The following is an 18,936-nucleotide window of genomic DNA, read 5'->3' on the forward strand; positions in this document are numbered from 1 at the left end:
CCTCCCCCGCTCGGCCGGGGAGGCGCCTTCGCCGTCGCCGGCTACTTGGGCAGGTTGCGGGCCATGACGATCCGCTGGACCTGGTTGGTGCCCTCGTAGATCTGGGTGATCTTGGCGTCGCGCATCATGCGCTCGACCGGGTAGTCACGGGTGTAGCCGTAGCCGCCGAGGAGCTGGACGGCGTCGGTGGTGACCTCCATCGCCACGTCCGAGGCGAAGCACTTGGCGGCGGCGCCCTGGAAGGTGAGGTCGGCGTCGACGCGCTCGGAGGCGGCCGCGGCCTGGTAGGTCAGGGCGCGGGCGGCGGCGATCTTCATGGCCATGTCGGCCAGCATGAACTGGATGCCCTGGAAGTCCGCGATCGGCTTGCCGAACTGCTTGCGCTCCTGGACGTAGCCCTTGGCGTAGTCGAGGGCGCCCTGGGCGACACCGAGGGCCTGGGCGGCGATGGTGATGCGGGTGTGGTCCAGCGTCTTCATCGCGGTGGCGAAGCCGGTGCCCTCCTCGCCGATCATGCGGTCGGCGGGGATGCGGACGTTGTCGAAGTAGACCTCGCGGGTCGGGGAGCCCTTGATGCCGAGCTTCTTCTCCGGGGCGCCGAAGGACACGCCCTCGTCCGACTTCTCCACCACGAAGGCGGAGATGCCCTTGGAGCGCTTGGTGGGATCGGTCACGGCCATCACGGTGTAGTACTCGGAGACGCCCGCGTTGGTGATCCAGCGCTTGACGCCGTTGAGCACCCAGAAGTCGCCGTCGCGCACGGCCTTGGTCTTCATGCCGGCCGCGTCCGAGCCCGCCTCCGGCTCGGAGAGGCAGTACGAGAACATGCCGTCGCCCTTGGCCAGCGGGCCCAGGTACTTCTTCTTCAGCTCGGTGGAGCCGGAGAGGATCACCGGGAGGGAGCCGAGCTTGTTGACGGCCGGGATCAGCGAGGACGACACGCAGGCGCGGGCCACCTCCTCGATCACGATGACCGTGGCGAGCGCGTCGGCGCCGGCGCCGCCGAACTCCTCGGGGACGTGGACCGCGTGGAGGTCGTTCGCGACCAGCGCGTCCAGCGCCTCCTGCGGGAATCGGGCCTCCTCGTCCACCGCGGCGGCGAACGGCGCGATCTTCGCCTCGACCAGCGAGCGGACGGCGTCCCGGAGCATGTCGTGCTCCTCGGACGGGCGGTACAGGTCGAAGTCAGCCGATCCGGCCACGGTCTCTCACGCTCCAAAGACGCTGTGATACTGACGCTAATTACCGTTAAGTAACTGAAAGTTTAGAGCGCCGCTCCCGGCCCGCATAGGTGAGCTTGGCGACAGCGGGAGATTTCCCCCGGTCGCGACACGACTATGCTCGGGGGCCGCATCATCGACGTACCCCGCCTGGAGCATCCATGAGCCTCAAGATCACCGTGATCGGCACCGGCTATCTCGGCGCCACGCACGCCGCGGCCATGGCCGAACTCGGCTTCGAGGTGCTGGGGCTCGACGTGGTCCCCGAGAAGATCGCGATGCTGGAGCGGGGCGAGACCCCGATGTACGAGCCCGGGCTGGACGAGCTGCTGCGCGCGCACGTCGCGGGCATCGAGGGCTCTACCGGCCGGCTCCGCTTCACCACCGACTTCGCCGAGGTCGCGGAGTTCGGCGACGTGCACTTCGTCTGCGTGAACACCCCGCAGAAGCACGGCGAGTACGCCTGCGACATGAGTTACGTGGATTCCGCCATCGCCTCCCTCGCCCCCCATCTGCGCCGTCCGGCGCTGGTGGTCGGCAAGTCGACGGTGCCGGTGGGCTCGGCCGACCGGCTCGCCGCCTACCTCGCCGAGCACGCGCCCGCCGGGGCCGACGCCGAGCTGGCCTGGAACCCCGAGTTCCTGCGCGAGGGCTTCGCCGTCCAGGACACCCTGCACCCGGACCGGATCGTGGTCGGTGTGCGCGGGGAGCGCGCGGAGAAGCTGCTGCGCGAGGTGTACGCGACCCCGCTGGGCGAGGGCACGCCGTTCGTGGTGACCGACTTCCCGACCGCCGAGCTGGTGAAGACGGCCGCGAACTCCTTCCTCGCCACCAAGATCTCCTTCATCAACGCCATGGCCGAGGTGTGCGAGGCCGCCGACGGCGATGTGGTGAAGCTGGCCGAGGCCATCGGGCACGACGAGCGGATCGGGAAGAAGTTCCTGCGCGCCGGGATCGGCTTCGGCGGCGGCTGCCTGCCCAAGGACATCCGGGCCTTCATGGCGCGCGCGGGTGAGCTGGGCGCGGACCAGGCGCTCACGTTCCTCCGTGAGATCGACTCCATCAACATGCGCCGGCGCGGCGAGATGGTGGAGATGGCGCGGGAGGCGCTCGGCGGGAGCTCGTTCCTCGGCAAGCGGGTCGCCGTCCTCGGTGCCACCTTCAAGCCCGACTCCGACGACGTCCGGGACTCCCCCGCGCTGAACGTGGCCGGCCAGATACACCTCCAGGGCGGCCAGGTCACGGTGTACGACCCGAAGGGCATGGACAACGCCCGCAAGCTGTTCCCGACGCTGGGCTACGCCGAGTCGGCGCGCGAGGCGGTGCGGGGAGCGGACGTGGTGCTGCACCTGACCGAGTGGCGGGAGTTCCGCGAGCTGGACCCGGCGGAGCTGGGCGAGGTCGCGACGGCGCGGGTCGTGCTGGACGGACGGAACGCGCTGGACCCGGTGCCGTGGCGCGAGGCGGGCTGGACGTTCCGGGCGATGGGCCGCCCGACCGCGTAACCCTGTCCCTGTTCCTGTACGACGCCGGTTCGGCCGAGGCTCAGTCGGCCGAACCGGCGTCTGTGCGCATTCTGCACCACCGGGCCGGGCGGCGACCGCCCAACCCCCCGTCTCTTACCTGTCCTTGGCCCGGTAGCGGCGCATCTTCGCACGCGCCCCGCACACCTGCATCGAGCACCAGCGGCTCCGGCCGGCGGGACTGCGGTCGTAGTACGCCCAGTGGCAGGTCGGCGCCTCGCACGCCTTGAGCCGCTGCCAGGTGCCCTCGGCCAGCGCACCGGCGACGGCGGCGGCGACACGGGAGACCAACGGGCCGGAGTCCGCCGGGGCGAGGGCGGCGGAGCCGTCGGTGTCGTCCACCGTGACCAACAGCGGGGCCTGGGCGAGCAGTTCGCCGAGCGGGGTGACCGGGGCGTGCGGCGGGTGCCCGGCGTGCGCGAGGAGGGCGGCGCGCAGCGACTCACGCAGGGCCCGGGCGGTGTCCAGCTCGCCCTCCCCGATCCCGAGGGCCGCGCGGCCCTCCCCGGTGTCGAGCGCGTCGCGGCCGCTCTCGATGTCCAGGGTGTTCACCAGGGACTCCACCAGGGCGAGGCTGCCCGGCGCGGCCGATCTCTCACTCATGCTTGCGACGTTACCCCTCATGCGGGACCATGGGGTAACCGTTACCGGTAACCGGGCTTTACTAGTAACCAAGGAGGAAGTCATGGCTCTCGCCGAGCTGGGCGCGATCGTCCTGGACTGTCCCGACCCCGAGGCACTGGCCGGTTTCTACGTCGAGATCCTGGGCGGCTCGACGGAAGGAGACGCGGACTGGGTGGACCTGCGCACCCCCGGCGGCCAGACCATCGCCTTCCAGCGCGCCCCGGACCACGTGCCCCCGGCCTGGCCCTCCCCCGACGCCCCCCAGCAGTTCCACCTCGACCTCACGGTCCCGGACCTGGACGAGGCCGAGAAGCAGGTCCTCACCCTGGGCGCCAAGCCCCTGGACACGGACGCCCCCACCCGCACCTGGCGCGTCTACGCCGACCCGGCGGGCCACCCCTTCTGCCTCTGCGCCTGCTGAGACCCCCGGCGGGTCGGCCGTAGTAGTACCGGGTGACGGCGCCGCGCCTCTCTGGTGGCACCGAGAACCGGTACCTCACGTGTGTCACCTTCCGGTACCCCGGCGCGCCGCAAGAGGCGTCACTCTCCCCCGGCCGCCTCGATGACCTCGTCCAGCGTGTCCCTGGTGCGGTGGAGGTCGGCGATCAGGCGGTCCATGCGGGTGCGTTCCTCGGTGAGGTCGGCCAGGAGGCGGGGGGTGGCCCGGGCGGAGGGGCCGCCGTCCTGGTCGCGCATACAGGGCAGGAGGTGGCGCATGCGGTCGCTGTGCAGGCCGGCCGCGTACAGCTCCTGGATGCGGACCACGCGGTCGACGGCGGCCTCCGGGAAGTCCCGGTGGCCGCCGGCCGTGCGCTCGGCCGCGAGCAACCCCCGGCTCTCGTAGTAGCGCAGCGACCGCTCGCTCACGCCGGTGCGCCTGGCCAGTTCACCGATCCGCATGCGCGCCCCCCGGGCTTGAACCTGACATCAATGTCAGCTTCTACCGTACGGCCATGACGGACTTCCTGGCCCCGGCCCGGCTCGGCCAACTCACCCTGCCACACCACCTGTTGATGGCCCCGCTCACCCGCAACCGCGCGGAGTCGGACGGCACCCCGACCCCGCTCATGGCGGAGTACTACGCCCAGCGCGCCTCCGCCGGCCTCATCATCGGCGAGGCCGCGACCCCGAACGCGGTCGGCCAGACGTACCCGGACATCGCCGCGCTGCACACCGACCGGCACACCGACGGCTGGCGCAAGGTCACCGAGGCGGTGAGGGCGGCCGGCGGGCACATGTTCCTCCAGCTCCAGCACGGCGGCCGGGTCAGCCACCCGGCGACGACCGGGCTGACCCCCGTGGCGCCCTCGGCCGTACCGCTCCCGGAGACGATCTTCACCCGGCGCGGGCACCTGCCCGCCCCCGTGCCGCGCGCGATGACGCCCGACGACATCCGCGCCACCGTCGCGGACTTCGCCTCCGCCGCCCGGCGGGCGATCGACGCCGGATTCGAGGGCGTGGAGGTGCACTCGGCCAACGGGCATCTGCTGCACCAGTTCCTCGCCGGGAACACCAACCGCCGCACCGACGCCCACGGCGGCCCGCCCGAGCGGCGGGTGCGCTTCACCGTGGAGGTGACCGAGGCGGTGGCCGACGCGATCGGTGCCGGGCGGACGGGCGTGCGGATCTCGCCGGGCGGCACGGTCAACGGCATCCAGGAGGACGACACCGCCGCCCTGTACCCGGCGCTCGTGCACCGCCTGCGCGACCTGGGCCTCGCCTATCTGCACGTGGTCCGCGCCGACCCCGGCGACGAGCTGTACCGGCGGCTGCGCGCCGACTGGCCCGGCACCCTGATCGGCAACCCGGTGCTGACCGACCTCACCACCGAGGCGGTGGCACGGGCGGCGCGGGAGATGCTGGCCTCCGGCGCGGATCTCGTCGCCCTCGGCCGCCCCTACATCGCCAACCCGGACCTGGTGGCCCGGCTGCGCCGGGGCGCCCCGCTCAACCCGCTCCGCGAGCGGTATCTGATGTACGTGGGCGGGGCGGACGGCTACACCGACTACCCCGCCCTCGCGGACGGCTAGGGTCTTTCTTCCGGATCAGGCCGGCTCGGGATCCGGAAGACAGGCCCTAACCGTCCAGGGACTCGATCGTCGCGTGCGACGCCGGGCGGGCGGCGCGCTGCTCGCGGGCGACGTCCTCGGCCGCGCCCAGGACGCGGACCGCGTTCTGCCAGGTCAGCTTGGCGAGGTCCGGCTTGGACCAGCCGCGCTCCAGCAGCTCGGCGATCAGGTTCGGATAGCCGGAGACGTCGTTCAGACCGTCCGGGGTGAAGGCGGTGCCGTCGTAGTCGCCGCCGATGCCGAGGTGGTCGATCCCGGCGACCTCGCGCATGTGGTCGAGGTGGTCGGCGACCGTGGCGACGGTGGCGACCGGACGCGGGTGGCGCTCCTCGAACTCCCGGTGGACCTTCATGCCCTCCTCGGTGGTGTCGAGGTGGTGCAGGCCGTGCGCGCGCATGTTGTCGTCCGCGGCGGCCGTCCAGTCCACGGCGGCCTGGAGGACGAACTTCGGCACGAAGGTCACCATCGCCACGCCGCCGTTGGCGGGCAGCCGCTCCAGCACGTCGTCCGGGATGTTGCGCGGGTGGTCGCAGACGGCACGCGAGGAGGAGTGCGAGAAGATCACCGGCGCCGAGGTGGCGTCCAGCGCGTCCCGCATCGTCGTCGCGGCGACGTGGGAGAGGTCGACCAGCATGCCGAGCCGGTTCATCTCGCGGACGACCTCACGGCCGAACGCGGTCAGGCCCCCGGCCTTCGGCTCGTCGGTCGCGGAGTCCGCCCAGTCCACGTTGTCGTTGTGGGTGAGCGTCATGTACCGCACACCCAGCGCGTACAGCCCCCGCAGCGTGCCGAGGGAGTTGGCGATGGAGTGGCCGCCCTCGGCCCCCATCAGCGAGGCGATCCGCCCGGAGGCGCGGGCCGCCTCCATGTCGGCGGCCGTCAGCGCGGGCGCCAGCTCCGCCGGGTACCGCTCGATCAGCCGCGTCACACAGTCGATCTGCTCCAGCGTGGCCGGCACCGCGTCCGGCAGGTCCGACCGCACGTACACGGACCAGTACTGCGCCCCCACGCCGCCCTCGCGCAGCCGCGGCAGGTCGGTGTGCAGATGCGCGCCCTGGTCATCGGCGATGTCCCGCGCGCCCAGGTCGTAGGCGACCTGCTCCCGCAGTGCCCACGGCAGGTCGTTGTGCCCGTCCACGACGGGGAACTCCCGCAGCAGCGCGCGGGCCTCGTCCAGCGACGTCACGCGCGTCACTTCCCGAATCCGAAGCCGGCCGAGCCCTCGACCTTGGCGCGCAACCGCTTGCCCTTCTCGGTGGCCTGGTCGTTGAGGTCCTGCTGGAAGTCGCGCATCCGCTGGAGCAGGTCCTCGTCGTGCGCGGCGAGCATGCGGGCGGCCAGGAGGCCGGCGTTGCGCGCGCCGCCGACGGAGACGGTGGCCACGGGCACACCGGCCGGCATCTGGACGATGGAGAGCAGCGAGTCCATGCCGTCGAGGTACTTCAGCGGCACCGGCACGCCGATGACCGGCAGCGGCGTCACCGAGGCGAGCATGCCGGGCAGGTGGGCCGCCCCGCCCGCGCCCGCGATGATGGCCTTCAGCCCCCGGTCGGCGGCGTGCTCGCCGTACGCCACCATCTCGCGCGGCATCCGGTGCGCGGAGACGACGTCCACCTCGTAGGGGATCTCGAACTCCTCGAGGGCCTTGGCGGCGGCCTCCATGACGGGCCAGTCGGAGTCCGACCCCATGACGATGCCAACAACGGGGCTCATTCGGTGATCGTGCCTCTCAGGTAGCCGGCTGCGTGACGGGCGCGCTCCAGCACGTCGTCCAGGTCGTCGCCGTAGGTGTTGACGTGCCCCACCTTGCGGCCGGGCTTGACGTCCTTGCCATACATGTGGATCTTGAGCTGCGGGTCGCGGGCCATGCAGTGGAGGTACGCGGAGTACATGTCCGGGAAGTCGCCGCCCAGCACGTTGACCATGACCGTCCAGGGCGCGCGCGGGCGCGGGTCGCCGAGGGGGAGGTCGAGGACCGCGCGGACGTGGTTGGCGAACTGCGAGGTGATCGCGCCGTCCATCGACCAGTGGCCGGAGTTGTGCGGCCGCATCGCCAGCTCGTTGACGAGGACACGGCCGTCGCGGGTCTCGAACAGCTCGACCGCGAGGTGCCCGACCACGCCCAGCTGCTTGGCGATGTTCAGCGCCATCTCCTCGGCCCGCAGCGCGAGGGACTCGTCCAGGTCCGGCGCGGGCGCGATCACGGTGTCGCAGACGCCGGCGACCTGCCGGGACTCCACCACCGGGTAGGCGACGGCCTGGCCGTGCGGGGAGCGGACGACGTTGGCGGCCAGCTCGCGTACGTAGTCGACCTTCTCCTCGGCCAGCACCGGCACGCCCGCCCGGAAGGGCTCGGCGGCCTCGGCCTCGGAGTCGACGACCCACACGCCCTTGCCGTCGTAACCGCCGCGCACCGTCTTCAGGACGACGGGGAAGCCCTCGCCCTCGGCGGCGAACGCGGCCACGTCGGCCGGGTCGCGCACGATGCGGTGGCGCGGGCAGGGCACGCCGATCTCCGTGAGCTTCGCGCGCATCACGCCCTTGTCCTGGGCGTGCACGAGCGCGTCGGGTCCCGGCCGGACGGGGATGCCGTCCGCCTCCAGGGCCTTGAGGTGCTCGGTCGGCACGTGCTCGTGATCGAAGGTGATCACGTCACAGCCGCGCGCGAACTCACGCAGCGTGTCGAGGTCGCGGTAGTCGCCGATGACGACTTCGCTCACGACCTGCGCCGCGGAATCCTGGGGAGTGTCACTGAGGAGCTTGAACCTGATGCCCAACGGGATGCCCGCCTCGTGCGTCATACGCGCGAGCTGCCCCCCGCCGACCATGCCGACTACCGGGAACGTCACCCCCCTAGCGTATCGGCCGCGCGGACCGGCGCGGACGGCCGCCGTCCCGGTCCGCCGGACGCACAGCTCTTACCCGGCCCTTGCCCGCCTCTTGCCGACCCGTTTCCCCGCCGGGGCCCGGCACGCGGGCATGGGAGGGATCGCGTGGATAGCATGGCGGGGCCGAGAAGAACCTATGGACGGGAGCTGCACAGCCATGGAACGTCGTTCCTCGGGGCTGCAACGGCTCGCCCGTGAGGTGGCCAAGTTCGGTGCGGTCGGAGGAGCCGGGGTCCTGGTCAACCTCGGTGTGTTCAACCTGGTCCGGCACGTGTCCCACCTGCCCGTGGTCCGGGCCAGCATCATCGCCACCATCGTGGCCATCGTCTTCAACTACCTGGGCTTCCGCTACTGGACGTACCGGGACCGCGACAGGGGCGGCCGCCCGCGCGAGCTGATGCTGTTCCTGGTGTTCAGCGTGATCGGCCTGGTCATCGAGAACGGGGTGCTGTACCTCGCCACCTACGGGTTCGGCTGGGACACCCCGCTGCAGAGCAACGTCTTCAAGTTCGTCGGCATCGGCGTGGCCACCCTCTTCCGCTTCTGGTCGTACCGCACCTGGGTGTTCCGCGCGCTGCCCGGCGAGCCCGGCCGGGAACCGGTGGCCCGGCACGAGCCGGACAGCTCCGAGCGGGTGCGTTAGCGCACCGTGGCCTCTTCGCCCTTGTGGGTGGGGGCGGTGCGGGACAGGAAGAGGCCGAACACCGGCGGGTGCGTCTGGAGCAGCTCCAGGCGGCCGCCGTCGGCCTCCGCGAGGTCGCGGGCGACGGCGAGGCCGATGCCGGTGGAGTTGCGGCCGCTGATGGTCCGCTCGAAGATCCGCGCGCCGAGGTCGGCGGGGACGCCGGGGCCCTCGTCGGTGACCTCGATCACGGCCTGGTTGCCGGTGACGCGGGTGCGCAGCGCCACCGTGCCGCCGCCGTGCATCAGCGAGTTCTCGATCAGCGCGGCCAGCACCTGCGCGACCGCGCCGGGCGTGCCGACCGCCGTCAGGTGCCGCTTGCCCGAGGTGACGATGGCCCGGCCCGCGCTGCGGTAGGCGGGGCGCCACTCGGCGAGCTGCTGCTGGATGACCTCGTCGAGGTCGAAGGTGACGGCGGAGCCGGTGCGGGGGTCGCGCGAGTTGGTCAGCAGCCGCTCCACCACGTCGGTCAGCCGTTCCACCTGCGCCAGCGCGATGGTGGCCTCCTCCTTCACCGTGTCCGGGTCGTCGGTGAGGGTGATCTCCTCCAGCCGCATGGACAGCGCGGTCAGCGGCGTGCGGAGCTGGTGCGAGGCGTCGGCCGCGAGGCGCCGCTCTGCGGTCAGCATGCGGCCGATCCGCTCGGCGGAGGAGTCCAGCACGTCGGCGACCCGGTCCAGCTCGGGGACGCCGTACCGCTTGTGCCGGGGGCGGGGGTCGCCGGAGCCGAGGCGTTCGGCGGTCTCGGCGAGGTCGGTGAGCGGGGAGGCGAGCCGGTTGGCCTGGCGTACCGCGAGCAGCACGGCGGCGATCACCGCGAGCAGGGCGACCAGGCCGATGATCAGCAGGGTCCGGCCGACCTCGCGGGTCACGGCGGAGCGGGGCTCCTGCACGGTGACCCTCTCGCCCTCCTCGCCGGCCTGCGTGGAGTGGATGACGTCACCCTCGGGCTTGCTGCCGATCTCGATCGGGGCCCGGCCGGGCATCTGGATCACCGCGTACTGGGTCTTGCTGACCGGGTTGCGCAGCACGTCGGCGTTGACGTTCTCGGCGGCGAGGATGCGGCTGTCCACGATGCTGGCCAGCCGCACCGCCTCGGACTCCACCCGCTCCTGCGCGCTGTTGCTGATCGTCCGCGTCTCCACGATCACCAGCGAGACCCCGAACACGGCGATCACCACCAGCACGACGGCGAGCGTGGACTGAATGAGACGACGACGCACAGGGTTCCTCCGGGCAGACTAAGGACCACCAGTCTCCCCCGGCGGCGGACCTCAGCTCTTCTCGAAGCGGAAGCCCACTCCGCGCACCGTGGCGATGTACCGGGGGTTCGCCGCGTCGTCGCCCAGCTTCTTGCGGAGCCACGAGATGTGCATGTCCAGCGTCTTGGTGGAGGACCACCACGTCGTGTCCCACACCTCCCGCATGAGCTGGTCCCTCGTGACCACGCGGCCGGCGTCCCGCACCAGCACCCGCAGCAGATCGAACTCCTTGGCCGTGAGCTGGAGTTCCTCCTCGCCCATCCAGGCCCGGTGCGACTCGACGTCGATCCGCACACCGTGGGTGGCCGGCGGCTGCTGGGGCTCGGCCGAGCCGCGCCGCAGCAGCGCCCGGACCCGGGCCAGCAGCTCGGCGAGCCGGAAGGGCTTGGTGACGTAGTCGTCGGCGCCCGCGTCGAGCCCGACGACGGTGTCCACCTCGTCGGCGCGCGCGGTCAGGATGAGGATCGGCACGGTGTGGCCGTCGGCACGCAGCCGGCGGGCGACCTCCAGGCCGTCCATACCGGGCAGCCCCAGGTCCAGTACGACGAGATCGACCCCGCCCTGGAGTCCGGCGTCGAGCGCGCTGGGGCCGTCCTCGCGCACCTCGACCTCGTAACCTTCCCGGCGCAGGGCGCGGGCCAGTGGCTCCGAGATGGACGCGTCGTCCTCGGCGAGCAGTACACGGGTCATGAGCTGATGGTAGACCGCCCGCGCGTGGGGCCGGGGCGTGGTCGGCAGCAGTGCTCTTACCTTTGTACCCTGCTGGTACAAACCAATGACGGTGCGATGCGAGGGTGGAAGACACCTTGGAAACGGTCGCTCGGTTCCCTTGATACCTGTGATCCGTGTCTCAAGTCCTTCCATATCCGGCAGTGTCCTGCCGTATGGTGACCTGAACGCCTGTAGCACACCGGGGGCCTTTTGGCGGGCACATGACGCCGAGGGTCTCTCTTTCTGTGCGGGCTGACTCCGCTCAGCCTTGAAAGGAATGACCTCTGGCCGGGCTCCGTACGCAGTGACGCGTAGGAGCGTGGATCCCGGTGGTCGCCGTCCTCCGCCTTCGATGCCTTCGATGCGGGAGCCCCCAGGGCGTGGGGGTGGACGCCCGACCCTGCCGGTGCCGGCCGCACCCCCACCGGGCGCGCAGCGCTCCATCGCGCGTCCCGACCAGCAAGGAACGACCATGGCGTCCAGCCTGACGAAGGACTCGGTCCGCCCGGAGACCCCGGGTAGCGAGAAGACCTTCTTCGGCCACCCCCGCGGCTTGGCCACTCTCTTCATGACCGAGATGTGGGAGCGGTTCTCCTACTACGGCATGAAGGCCCTGCTCACCGTCTACCTGCTCTCCGGCGGCCCCGGCGCCGGCAAGGGCAGTATGGGCGGCGGCCTGGCGATGGACGTGGCCACCACCACGGTGATCGTCTCCGTCTACTCGGCGATGGTGTACCTGCTCGCCATGCCCGGCGGCTGGCTCGGCGACCGGGTCTGGGGCCCGCGCAAGACGGTGGCCATCGCGGCCATCACGATCATGTGCGGCCACCTCGTGCTGGCGCTCCCCGGCGGCCAGGCCCCGTTCTTCGCCGGTCTCGCGCTGGTCGCGGCCGGTTCGGGCCTGCTCAAGGCCAACATCTCCACGATGGTCGGCCACCTGTACAACGGCCCGGACGACCCGCGCCGTGACGGTGGCTTCACGATCTTCTACATGGGCATCAACATGGGCGCGTTCTTCGCTCCCCTGGTGATCGGCACCGTCGGCCAGGAGGTCAACTGGCACCTCGGCTTCGGCCTGGCCGCGGTCGGCATGGCCATCGGCCTCGTGTCCTTCCTGCTGGGCACCCGGCACCTGAACCCGGTCAGCAACCTCGTCCCGAAGCCGCTCAGCACCGAGGAGCGGACCTCCTGGCTGCGCAAGGGCCTCGCCTGGCTGCTGGCCGCGGTGGTGTTCTACGGCGTCGTCGGCGGCACCGGTCACTTCACCATGAACTGGGCGATGATCCCGCTGACGATCATCGGTCTGGTCATCCCCGCGGGCGTGCTGCTGCGCATCAAGCGCGACAAGGAGCTCTCGTCCCTCGAGCAGTCCAAGATGACCGGCTACATCTGGTTCTTCGTCGCGGCCGCCGTGTTCTGGATGATCTACGACCAGGGCGCCTCCACGGTGCAGGCCTTCGGCGAGGGCAAGGCCGCGAACGCGATGTTCGGCTTCGACTTCCCGTCCTCCTGGTACCAGTCCGTGAACGCGCTGTTCATCATGGCGCTGGCCCCGGTGTTCGCCTTCGTGTGGGTGTGGCTGAACCGCAAGGGCAAGGAGCCCAGCACCATCGTGAAGTTCTCGATGGGCCTGATCCTGATCGGTGTCTCGTTCTTCTTCTTCCTGATCCCGCTCGGCATGGCGGCGAACGGGACCGCCGTGAGCCCGATGTGGCTGGTCGGCATCTACTTCATCCAGACCGTCGGCGAGCTGTGCCTGTCGCCGGTGGGCCTGTCGGTGACGACGAAGATGGCCCCGGCCAAGTACGCCAGCCAGATGATGGGCGTGTGGTTCCTCGCGGTCACGGCAGGTGACTCCATCACCAGCCTGCTCTCCAACCCGGCGATCGCCGGTGTGGACCTCGGTAGCACGGGCGCCGTCTTCGGCGAGGCCCTGCTCGCGGCCCTCGCCGGGTTCGCGGTGTGGATGTACCGCCGCAAGGTCAAGTCGCTCATGGGCGACGTGAACTGAGCACGCGGGACACCACGGCGAAGGCCGCCGCACCCTCGGGGGTGCGGCGGCCTTCGTCAGTTCCGTCTCCGCGTCACTTGGTCTCGACGGACCAGGAGCGCGTGAAGCTGCTGAAGCCGCACATGACAGTGGACTTCTGGCCCGGCTTCACCCAGGGGCCCCACAGGTACCACGGGATCTCATGCGGGTTGCCCCGGCCGCGGACGACATCGCACACCAGCTTGACCCGGTGCTTGGTCACCTTCTTGCCGGAGGCCGACTTCTTGCACGTCGACGTCGCTTTCGGCCGGCCGAGGTCCAGATGCACCTCTGCCTTGCACTTATAGCGGGCCCCTGCCGCTTCCGCCGTGCCCGCGGCGCCCAGGCCCAGTCCGGCGCTCATGAGCGCGATGGCGAGCGCGCCGCCCGCCACCCTCTTCCCCCAGATCATTCATTCCTCTGTTCCCCCACCGGACGCGAGGGAACAGAGCCGATGGGTCCGGCCCGCCCGCCCCCGGCAGACAGTGCGTGCCCGCTGGTCATCGCGGGCACCGAGGACGTTATGGGGAAGTCGATCTTGGAGGCAAGCCGTACGGCGTGTCGTCGCTCAGGCGGGGGCGGCCAGTTCCGCCCAGACCGTCTTGCCGGAGCCGTCGGGGGTGCGTACGACGCCCCAGTCCAGGCTCAGGCGCTGCACGATGAACATGCCGTGGCCGCCGGGGCGGCCGGCCTGGTGCGGGGTCCGGGGGGCGGGCTGGCCGGCGCCGCGGTCGGTGATCTCCAGACGGATCACCTTGCGGTCGCAGGACAGGACCAGTTCGTCCGGTCCGTCGGCGTGCAGACAGGCGTTGGTGACCAGCTCCGAGACGACGAGGAGCACGTCCTCGGCGGCGGCCCGCTGCTCGGCGCCCGAAGCGGGGAGCCAGCCCCACTCGTAGAGCGCCTGGCGAGTGAAGTCACGGGCGAGCGGGACCACCCCGCTCTCTCCGTCCAGGCCGAGTCTGCGGACCTGCCGCCCCCTCGCCTCCGGCGCGGCCCCAGAGGGCGCGACGGGCAGGGCGGCACTCAAGGCCGCCCCGGACGCCGTCGCGCCCTCCTCGGGCATGCCGGAAGCGCCGCTCGGCTCCGGGCCACCGTCGCCCGGCGAGTAGGGCCGGGTGGTGCTCATCAGCGCTTCACCTCACCGATCCACCAGTACACGATTCACAAGTCCGACTCCGTTCGGTCCCGGACGGCCGGTTCACCGTCCGTCCGGTGTCCGCGTGCTGCCTCCGTCACCTTCGGCGTCCGCCCCTCGTCTCATACGTCGCGCCGGACCACCTCTCCGGTTCCCGGAGCGGGTTCGGCGGCGGGGCCGCCAAAAGGTTTCAGATGTCTCCTGCCCGACTGATCCCCCGGAACACCCCCTCATTCACCCGGCACCCGAAAGCGACGGCCGGAGGGGGTCCGCGGGAGGAGTCAGCCGGTCTCGCCCGCCAGGGCGGCTTCCACGGAATCGTGGACGGTGAAGACCGCCTCGGCTCCCGTGATCTCGAACACGCGCGCGACTACGGGCAGCATGCCCGCGAGGTGCACGCCACCGCCGGCGGCGTCCGCCTTGAGGCGCGCCCCCAGCAGCACGTTCAGTCCTGTCGAGTCGCAGAACTCCAGTCGTGAGCAGTCCACGACAAGTCGTGTGAAGCCCTTCTCGAGGAGGTCGTCGAGCGGCTCGCGCAGTAGATCGGCGGTGTGGTGATCGAGTTCACCCGCCGGCGTCACTACGGCGCTGGAACCCTCTTCCCGCACCTCCACCAGAAGCCGGCCCGACTGTGCGCTGCCGACCGTCCCGTGGTCCATGCCGTCTCTCTCCCGAGGTCTTGGCTGCTGATGCCCCCGAACATTACGCCTTCCAGCCACACTTCGACACCCGAACAACCCCTCTAAAACGGGCATATAGCCGCAAATGCCACTTGCGACCATCTCGCCGAAGCAGGTAGGGCTAGTACGGCACACATCCCTACACGCCGGCTTCGGAGGCGCCGCACACCGCAGTGCACGTATCGGCTTCGGCAGCCATATGCCGAGAACGATGGAGGACACCCATGTCAGCCCGGCTCGACGGATCGCCTACCCACAAAGCGACGTCGACACCCCCACCGGAAATGCTGGACCACACCATCGACCCTCTCGACCCCCTGGCGGGGCTCCCCGAGATCCCGCCCTTCGACGAGGTCGGCCCGGTGGACGCGCGAGCCCTGTCCAAGACGCTCTTCGAGCGCCTGGAGTCGCTGGAGGAGGGCACGTACGAGTACTCGTACGTCCGCAACACCCTCGTCGAACTGAACCTGGCGCTGGTGAAGTTCGCCGCCTCGCGGTTCCGTTCCCGCAGCGAGCCGATGGAGGACATCGTCCAGGTCGGCACGGTCGGCCTGATCAAGGCGATCGACCGCTTCGAGATGTCACGCGGGGTCGAGTTCCCGACCTTCGCCATGCCGACCATCATCGGCGAGATCAAGCGCTTCTTCCGTGACACCTCGTGGTCCGTGCGCGTCCCGCGCCGCCTGCAGGAGCTGCGGCTGGACCTGGCCAAGGCCGGGGACGAGCTGGCCCAGCGACTGGACCGCGCCCCCACCGTCGCGGAACTGGCCGAGCGCCTCGGCCTCTCCCACGAGGAGGTCGTCGAGGGCATGGCCGCCTCGAACGCCTACACCGCCTCCTCCCTGGACGCACAGCCCGCCGAGGACGACTCCGAGGGCGCGCTCGCGGACCGGATCGGGTACGAGGACCACGGGCTCGAAGGCATCGAGTACGTCGAGTCGCTGAAGCCCCTCATCGCCGAACTGGCGCCGCGCGACCGGAAGATCCTCTCCCTGCGGTTCGTGGCGGGTCTGACCCAGTCCGAGATCGGCGAGGAGCTGGGCATCTCCCAGATGCACGTCTCCCGCCTGCTGTCGCGGACGTTGACGCGGCTGCGCAAGGGACTGACGCTGGACGAGTGAGGGTGGGCGCCGCCGGAAGGCGGACCTGCTTTCCCGTACGCGTGAGGCGGCCCGGCTGACGATGCCGGGCCGCCTCTTCCGTGCCGCCGGCACGCGGGTCCGCGCCGCCGGTGCGCGAACCGTTATGGGTTACCTGAAGTAACCCCTTTCCCGGACCGCACCCCTCCAGCACCATGGGCCACCCGACCGACGGGTATGTCGGAACCCCAGGGGACGGAGGGCGCGCATGGCTCAGGGCGACCAGGCCGAGCCGGACGAGGACGTCGGCAACGCGCCGGACGCGCGGCTCACCGAACTGCTGCGCACCCCCACCACGACGGCGTACCCGGCGCTCCAGGAATTGCGCCGGCGCCACCAGCCGGCGGTACTCGCCTACGCCCGCCTGTGCACCACCGGCGAGTCCACCGCCCGCAGGCTGGCGGGCGAGGTCCTCACCGAGGCCGCCCGGGACACCGCGCGCGGTATCGAGCCGAACGTGCCGCTGCGCCACCACCTGCTCCTCCTGGCGGGCCGGGCGGCGGCCTCCTGGGCCCGCGACGAACGGGCGGCGGGCCTCGACCCCAGCCTGCTGCTGGTGCTCAACTCCGTTGCCGAGCAAGGGAGTCCGATCCCTCCTCTGCTCCCGGCGTTCCAGTCGCTGCCATCCCGCGACCAGGGCCTCGTCTGGTACGGCGTCCTGGAGGAGGAGCCCCAGGAGCGGACCGCCGCCTACCTCGGTCTCGGCCCCGCCGATGTCGCCCACGGCACCCCGCAAGCCCTCCAGGCGCTGGCCCGGGCGTGTCTGCGCCACCGGCTGGCCGCGTCCGACGACCCGCGCTGCGCCGACTTCCGCCGGCTGATCGAGGAGGCGGTACGCCCGGAGACGCCCCGCCGCAGCGTCGACCTGGACGCGCACAAGGCCCGATGTCCTTGCTGCACCGCCGCGTTCGAGGACCTGAGCGCGCTGCGGGACACCCCCCGGCAGGCCCTCGCGGAGGGGCTGCTCCCCTGGGGCGGCACGGCATACGCGCACCGAGGCGGTCCCGCACCGGCCGCGGCGACCGAGGGGCCCGCCCCGCGCCGGAACCGGCCGCCCCGGCGGCGCCATCTGCCGGCCGCGGTGGCCCTGGGCGCGGTCCTCGTCCCGCTCGTGGCGTTCCTGCTCCTGCGCACCGACGACTCCCCCGGGCAGCCGGTGGCGGCCCCGGCGCCCCCGCGGGTGACGGTCACGACGACGTTCTCCCCCTCGCCCACCGCCTCCCCCACGCCGTCCCGCACAGCCAAGTCCCCTTCCCCGAGCAGGACCTCACACCGTCCGGCACCCCGGCCGACCCACCGCGAACCCCGTCCCTCCCCCACGCCCCCGCCGCCGCCACGGCCACCGGGCGCCGCCTATGCCCAGGTGGTGAATCTGGCCACCGGCACGTGTCTGGGCGTACGCGGCGGCGACTTCGACAAGGGCACCGACGTCATCACCGCCCCCTGCACGTCCTCGCCCGCCCAGCGCTGGAGCGTCGACAGCGACCTGGGGGTCGTCCGCTCGGCCGCCGACTCCGACTTCTGCCTGGACAGCCGGGGCGACGTCGACCGGGGGGTGGGCATCTGGACCTGCGACTCGGTCGAGGGCCGCAACGGCCGGAACCTCCGCTTCACGGTCGACCCCGACGGCACCGTCCGGCCCGGCATCGCCATCGAGACGGCCGTGGTACCCGACGGCGGTGGCGGCGTGGAGCTGCGGCCCCTGGACGGCGGGCGGGAGCAGCGGTGGCGGGCGGGGGCCCGCTGACGGGGACGGGGCCGGCGCGCAAAAGGCACCGGGCCGGTCAGGCCACCCGGACGCCGCTCCGCCACACCTCGCCGACCAGCGGGACGCCGGGCCGGTAGGCCAGGTGGACGTGGCTGGGCGCGTCCAGGAGGACCAGGTCGGCGCGGGCGCCGGGGCCGAGCCGGCCGATGTCGGTGCGGCGCAGGGCCGCGGCCCCGCCCGCCGTGGCGGCCCACACGGCCTCGTCCGGGGTCATCCCCATGTCCCGCACCGCCAGCGCCACGCAGAACGGCACGGACGAGGTGTACGAGGAGCCGGGGTTGCAGTCCGTGGAGAGCGCCACCGTGACCCCCGCGTCCAGCAGCCGGCGCGCGTCGGGCCACTTGGCGCGGGTGGAGAACTCGGCGCCGGGCAGCAGTGTGGCGACCGTGTTGCCGGCGGCCAGGGCGTCCACGTCGGCGTCCGTGAGATGGGTGCAGTGGTCGGCGCTGGCCGCGTCCAGCTCGACGGCCAGCTGCACGCCCGGGCCGTACGAGAGCTGGTTGGCGTGGATGCGCGGGTGCAGGCCCTTGGCTCGGCCGGCCGTGAGGACGGCGCGGGCCTGGTCGGCGTCGAAGGCGCCCTTCTCGCAGAACACGTCGATCCAACGGGCGTGCGGGGCGCAGGCGTCCAGCATCTCCCCGGTCACCAGGGCGACGTACGCGGCCGGGTCCTCGGCCAGTTCGGGGGCGACGATGTGGGCGCCGAGGTAGGTCACCTCGTCGGTGTGGGCGGCCGCGAGGCGCAGGGCGCGGGACTCGTCCTCGACGGTGAGGCCGTAGCCGGACTTGGTCTCCATCGTGGTGGTGCCCTGGCGGAGCGCCTCGGCCAGGTGGCGGACGAGACCGGCCTCCAGCTCCGCGTCCGAGGCGGCGCGGGTGGCGGCGACCGTGGTGCGGATGCCACCGGCGCTGTAGGCGCGGCCGGACATGCGCGCGTTGAACTCGTCGGTGCGGTCCCCGGCGAAGACCAGGTGCGAGTGGGAGTCCACGAAGCCCGGCAGGACCGCTTTTCCACCGGCGTCGAGGTGGTTGTCGGTGGCGGGTGCTTTGCTCGACTCACCGGCCCACACGACGCGTTCGCCGTCGATGACCAGGGCCGCGTCCCGGATGAGCCCGAGAGGGGAATTGTCACCGAGGGAGGGGTCGTTGGTGACCAGCGTGGCGATGTTGGTGATGGCGGTGCTGCTGCTCATGGTGTGCTCGG

The 18,936-nt window shown here is 71.6% G+C and carries 19 protein-coding genes; 7 read left to right on the plus strand and 12 right to left on the minus strand.

Annotated elements, in window-relative coordinates; genetic code table 11:
* Positions 1-41: 41 nt before the first annotated feature.
* Complete coding sequence (locus EV284_RS26685) at positions 42-1,202, minus strand: acyl-CoA dehydrogenase family protein (protein WP_030814394.1); 1,161 nt, start codon at positions 1,200-1,202, stop codon at positions 42-44.
* Between the two features lie 179 nt (positions 1,203-1,381).
* Here EV284_RS26685 and EV284_RS26690 point away from each other — a divergent pair, with 179 nt between their 5' ends.
* Positions 1,382-2,725: a UDP-glucose/GDP-mannose dehydrogenase family protein gene (locus tag EV284_RS26690; RefSeq protein WP_130338526.1), complete on the plus strand. Its 1,344-nt coding sequence runs from the start codon at positions 1,382-1,384 to the stop codon at positions 2,723-2,725.
* Positions 2,726-2,839: 114 nt separating this feature from the next.
* On the opposite strand, the gene EV284_RS26695 is transcribed toward EV284_RS26690, so the two are convergent.
* Entirely contained in the window at positions 2,840-3,346 is a 507-nt protein-coding gene (locus EV284_RS26695; RefSeq protein WP_130338528.1) for a CGNR zinc finger domain-containing protein, read from the minus strand.
* An 82-nt stretch (positions 3,347-3,428) separates the two neighbouring features.
* Between EV284_RS26695 and EV284_RS26700 the strand changes: the two genes are divergently transcribed.
* The gene (locus tag EV284_RS26700; RefSeq protein WP_130338530.1) at positions 3,429-3,788 is read left to right on the plus strand and encodes a VOC family protein; all 360 of its coding nucleotides are present in this window, start codon (positions 3,429-3,431) and stop codon (positions 3,786-3,788) included.
* A gap of 119 nt (positions 3,789-3,907) precedes the next feature.
* Here EV284_RS26700 and EV284_RS26705 read toward each other — a convergent pair whose 3' ends face one another.
* The gene (locus tag EV284_RS26705; protein WP_130338532.1) at positions 3,908-4,267 is read right to left on the minus strand and encodes a MerR family transcriptional regulator; all 360 of its coding nucleotides are present in this window, start codon (positions 4,265-4,267) and stop codon (positions 3,908-3,910) included.
* Positions 4,268-4,320: 53 nt separating this feature from the next.
* On the opposite strand from EV284_RS26705, the gene EV284_RS26710 reads away from it, so the two are divergent.
* Complete coding sequence (locus EV284_RS26710; protein ID WP_130338534.1) at positions 4,321-5,397, plus strand: alkene reductase; 1,077 nt, start codon at positions 4,321-4,323, stop codon at positions 5,395-5,397.
* A gap of 46 nt (positions 5,398-5,443) precedes the next feature.
* Here the strand turns inward: EV284_RS26710 and EV284_RS26715 are convergent, their stop codons facing one another.
* The 3 genes from EV284_RS26715 to EV284_RS26725 are packed head-to-tail and all read right to left on the minus strand — an operon-like array spanning position 5,444 to position 8,285.
* Entirely contained in the window at positions 5,444-6,622 is a 1,179-nt protein-coding gene (locus EV284_RS26715) for a dipeptidase (protein WP_130339300.1), read from the minus strand.
* 5 nt (positions 6,623-6,627) lie between these two features.
* Positions 6,628-7,149: a 5-(carboxyamino)imidazole ribonucleotide mutase gene (purE, locus tag EV284_RS26720; RefSeq protein WP_130338536.1), complete on the minus strand. Its 522-nt coding sequence runs from the start codon at positions 7,147-7,149 to the stop codon at positions 6,628-6,630.
* Positions 7,146-8,285 (minus strand): 5-(carboxyamino)imidazole ribonucleotide synthase, encoded by a 1,140-nt coding sequence (locus EV284_RS26725; protein ID WP_165425659.1) that lies wholly within the window; start codon positions 8,283-8,285, stop codon positions 7,146-7,148. Before EV284_RS26725 ends, purE begins: the two co-directional genes overlap by 4 nt.
* Positions 8,286-8,481: 196 nt before the next feature.
* On the opposite strand from EV284_RS26725, the gene EV284_RS26730 reads away from it, so the two are divergent.
* The gene (locus EV284_RS26730) at positions 8,482-8,967 is read left to right on the plus strand and encodes a GtrA family protein (RefSeq protein ID WP_130338540.1); all 486 of its coding nucleotides are present in this window, start codon (positions 8,482-8,484) and stop codon (positions 8,965-8,967) included.
* On the opposite strand, the gene EV284_RS26735 is transcribed toward EV284_RS26730, so the two are convergent.
* Positions 8,964-10,229, minus strand: coding sequence for an ATP-binding protein (locus tag EV284_RS26735; protein ID WP_130338542.1), 1,266 nt, complete (start codon positions 10,227-10,229; stop codon positions 8,964-8,966). The genes EV284_RS26730 and EV284_RS26735 overlap by 4 nt on opposite strands.
* A 51-nt stretch (positions 10,230-10,280) precedes the next feature.
* Positions 10,281-10,958, minus strand: a complete 678-nt coding sequence (locus EV284_RS26740; RefSeq protein WP_030814361.1) for a response regulator transcription factor — start codon at positions 10,956-10,958, stop codon at positions 10,281-10,283.
* A gap of 493 nt (positions 10,959-11,451) precedes the next feature.
* Between EV284_RS26740 and EV284_RS26745 the strand changes: the two genes are divergently transcribed.
* Positions 11,452-12,990, plus strand: coding sequence for an oligopeptide:H+ symporter (locus EV284_RS26745; protein ID WP_130338544.1), 1,539 nt, complete (start codon positions 11,452-11,454; stop codon positions 12,988-12,990).
* Positions 12,991-13,063: 73 nt separating this feature from the next.
* Here EV284_RS26745 and EV284_RS26750 read toward each other — a convergent pair whose 3' ends face one another.
* The 3 genes from EV284_RS26750 to EV284_RS26760 form a co-directional block, all read right to left on the minus strand.
* Positions 13,064-13,420 (minus strand): hypothetical protein, encoded by a 357-nt coding sequence (locus EV284_RS26750; protein ID WP_130338546.1) that lies wholly within the window; start codon positions 13,418-13,420, stop codon positions 13,064-13,066.
* A 156-nt stretch (positions 13,421-13,576) separates the two neighbouring features.
* The gene (locus EV284_RS26755; protein ID WP_130338548.1) at positions 13,577-14,137 is read right to left on the minus strand and encodes an ATP-binding protein; all 561 of its coding nucleotides are present in this window, start codon (positions 14,135-14,137) and stop codon (positions 13,577-13,579) included.
* A gap of 290 nt (positions 14,138-14,427) precedes the next feature.
* A complete protein-coding gene (locus EV284_RS26760) occupies positions 14,428-14,805 on the minus strand; it encodes an STAS domain-containing protein (RefSeq protein ID WP_030814352.1) in 378 nt (125 codons plus the stop codon).
* 245 nt (positions 14,806-15,050) lie between these two features.
* Between EV284_RS26760 and EV284_RS26765 the strand changes: the two genes are divergently transcribed.
* Positions 15,051-15,947, plus strand: coding sequence for an RNA polymerase sigma factor SigF (locus tag EV284_RS26765; RefSeq protein ID WP_130338550.1), 897 nt, complete (start codon positions 15,051-15,053; stop codon positions 15,945-15,947).
* Between the two features lie 226 nt (positions 15,948-16,173).
* On the plus strand, positions 16,174-17,712 hold the full coding sequence (locus EV284_RS26770) for an RICIN domain-containing protein (protein ID WP_130338552.1): 1,539 nt from the start codon (positions 16,174-16,176) through the stop codon (positions 17,710-17,712).
* A 37-nt stretch (positions 17,713-17,749) separates the two neighbouring features.
* Here EV284_RS26770 and hutI read toward each other — a convergent pair whose 3' ends face one another.
* Positions 17,750-18,925, minus strand: coding sequence for an imidazolonepropionase (gene hutI / locus EV284_RS26775; RefSeq protein ID WP_130338554.1), 1,176 nt, complete (start codon positions 18,923-18,925; stop codon positions 17,750-17,752).
* Between the last annotated feature and the right edge of the window lie 11 nt (positions 18,926-18,936).

Origin of the sequence: Streptomyces sp. BK022, assembly GCF_004217355.1 — a bacterium.
GTDB lineage: Bacteria > Actinomycetota > Actinomycetes > Streptomycetales > Streptomycetaceae > Streptomyces > Streptomyces griseoluteus.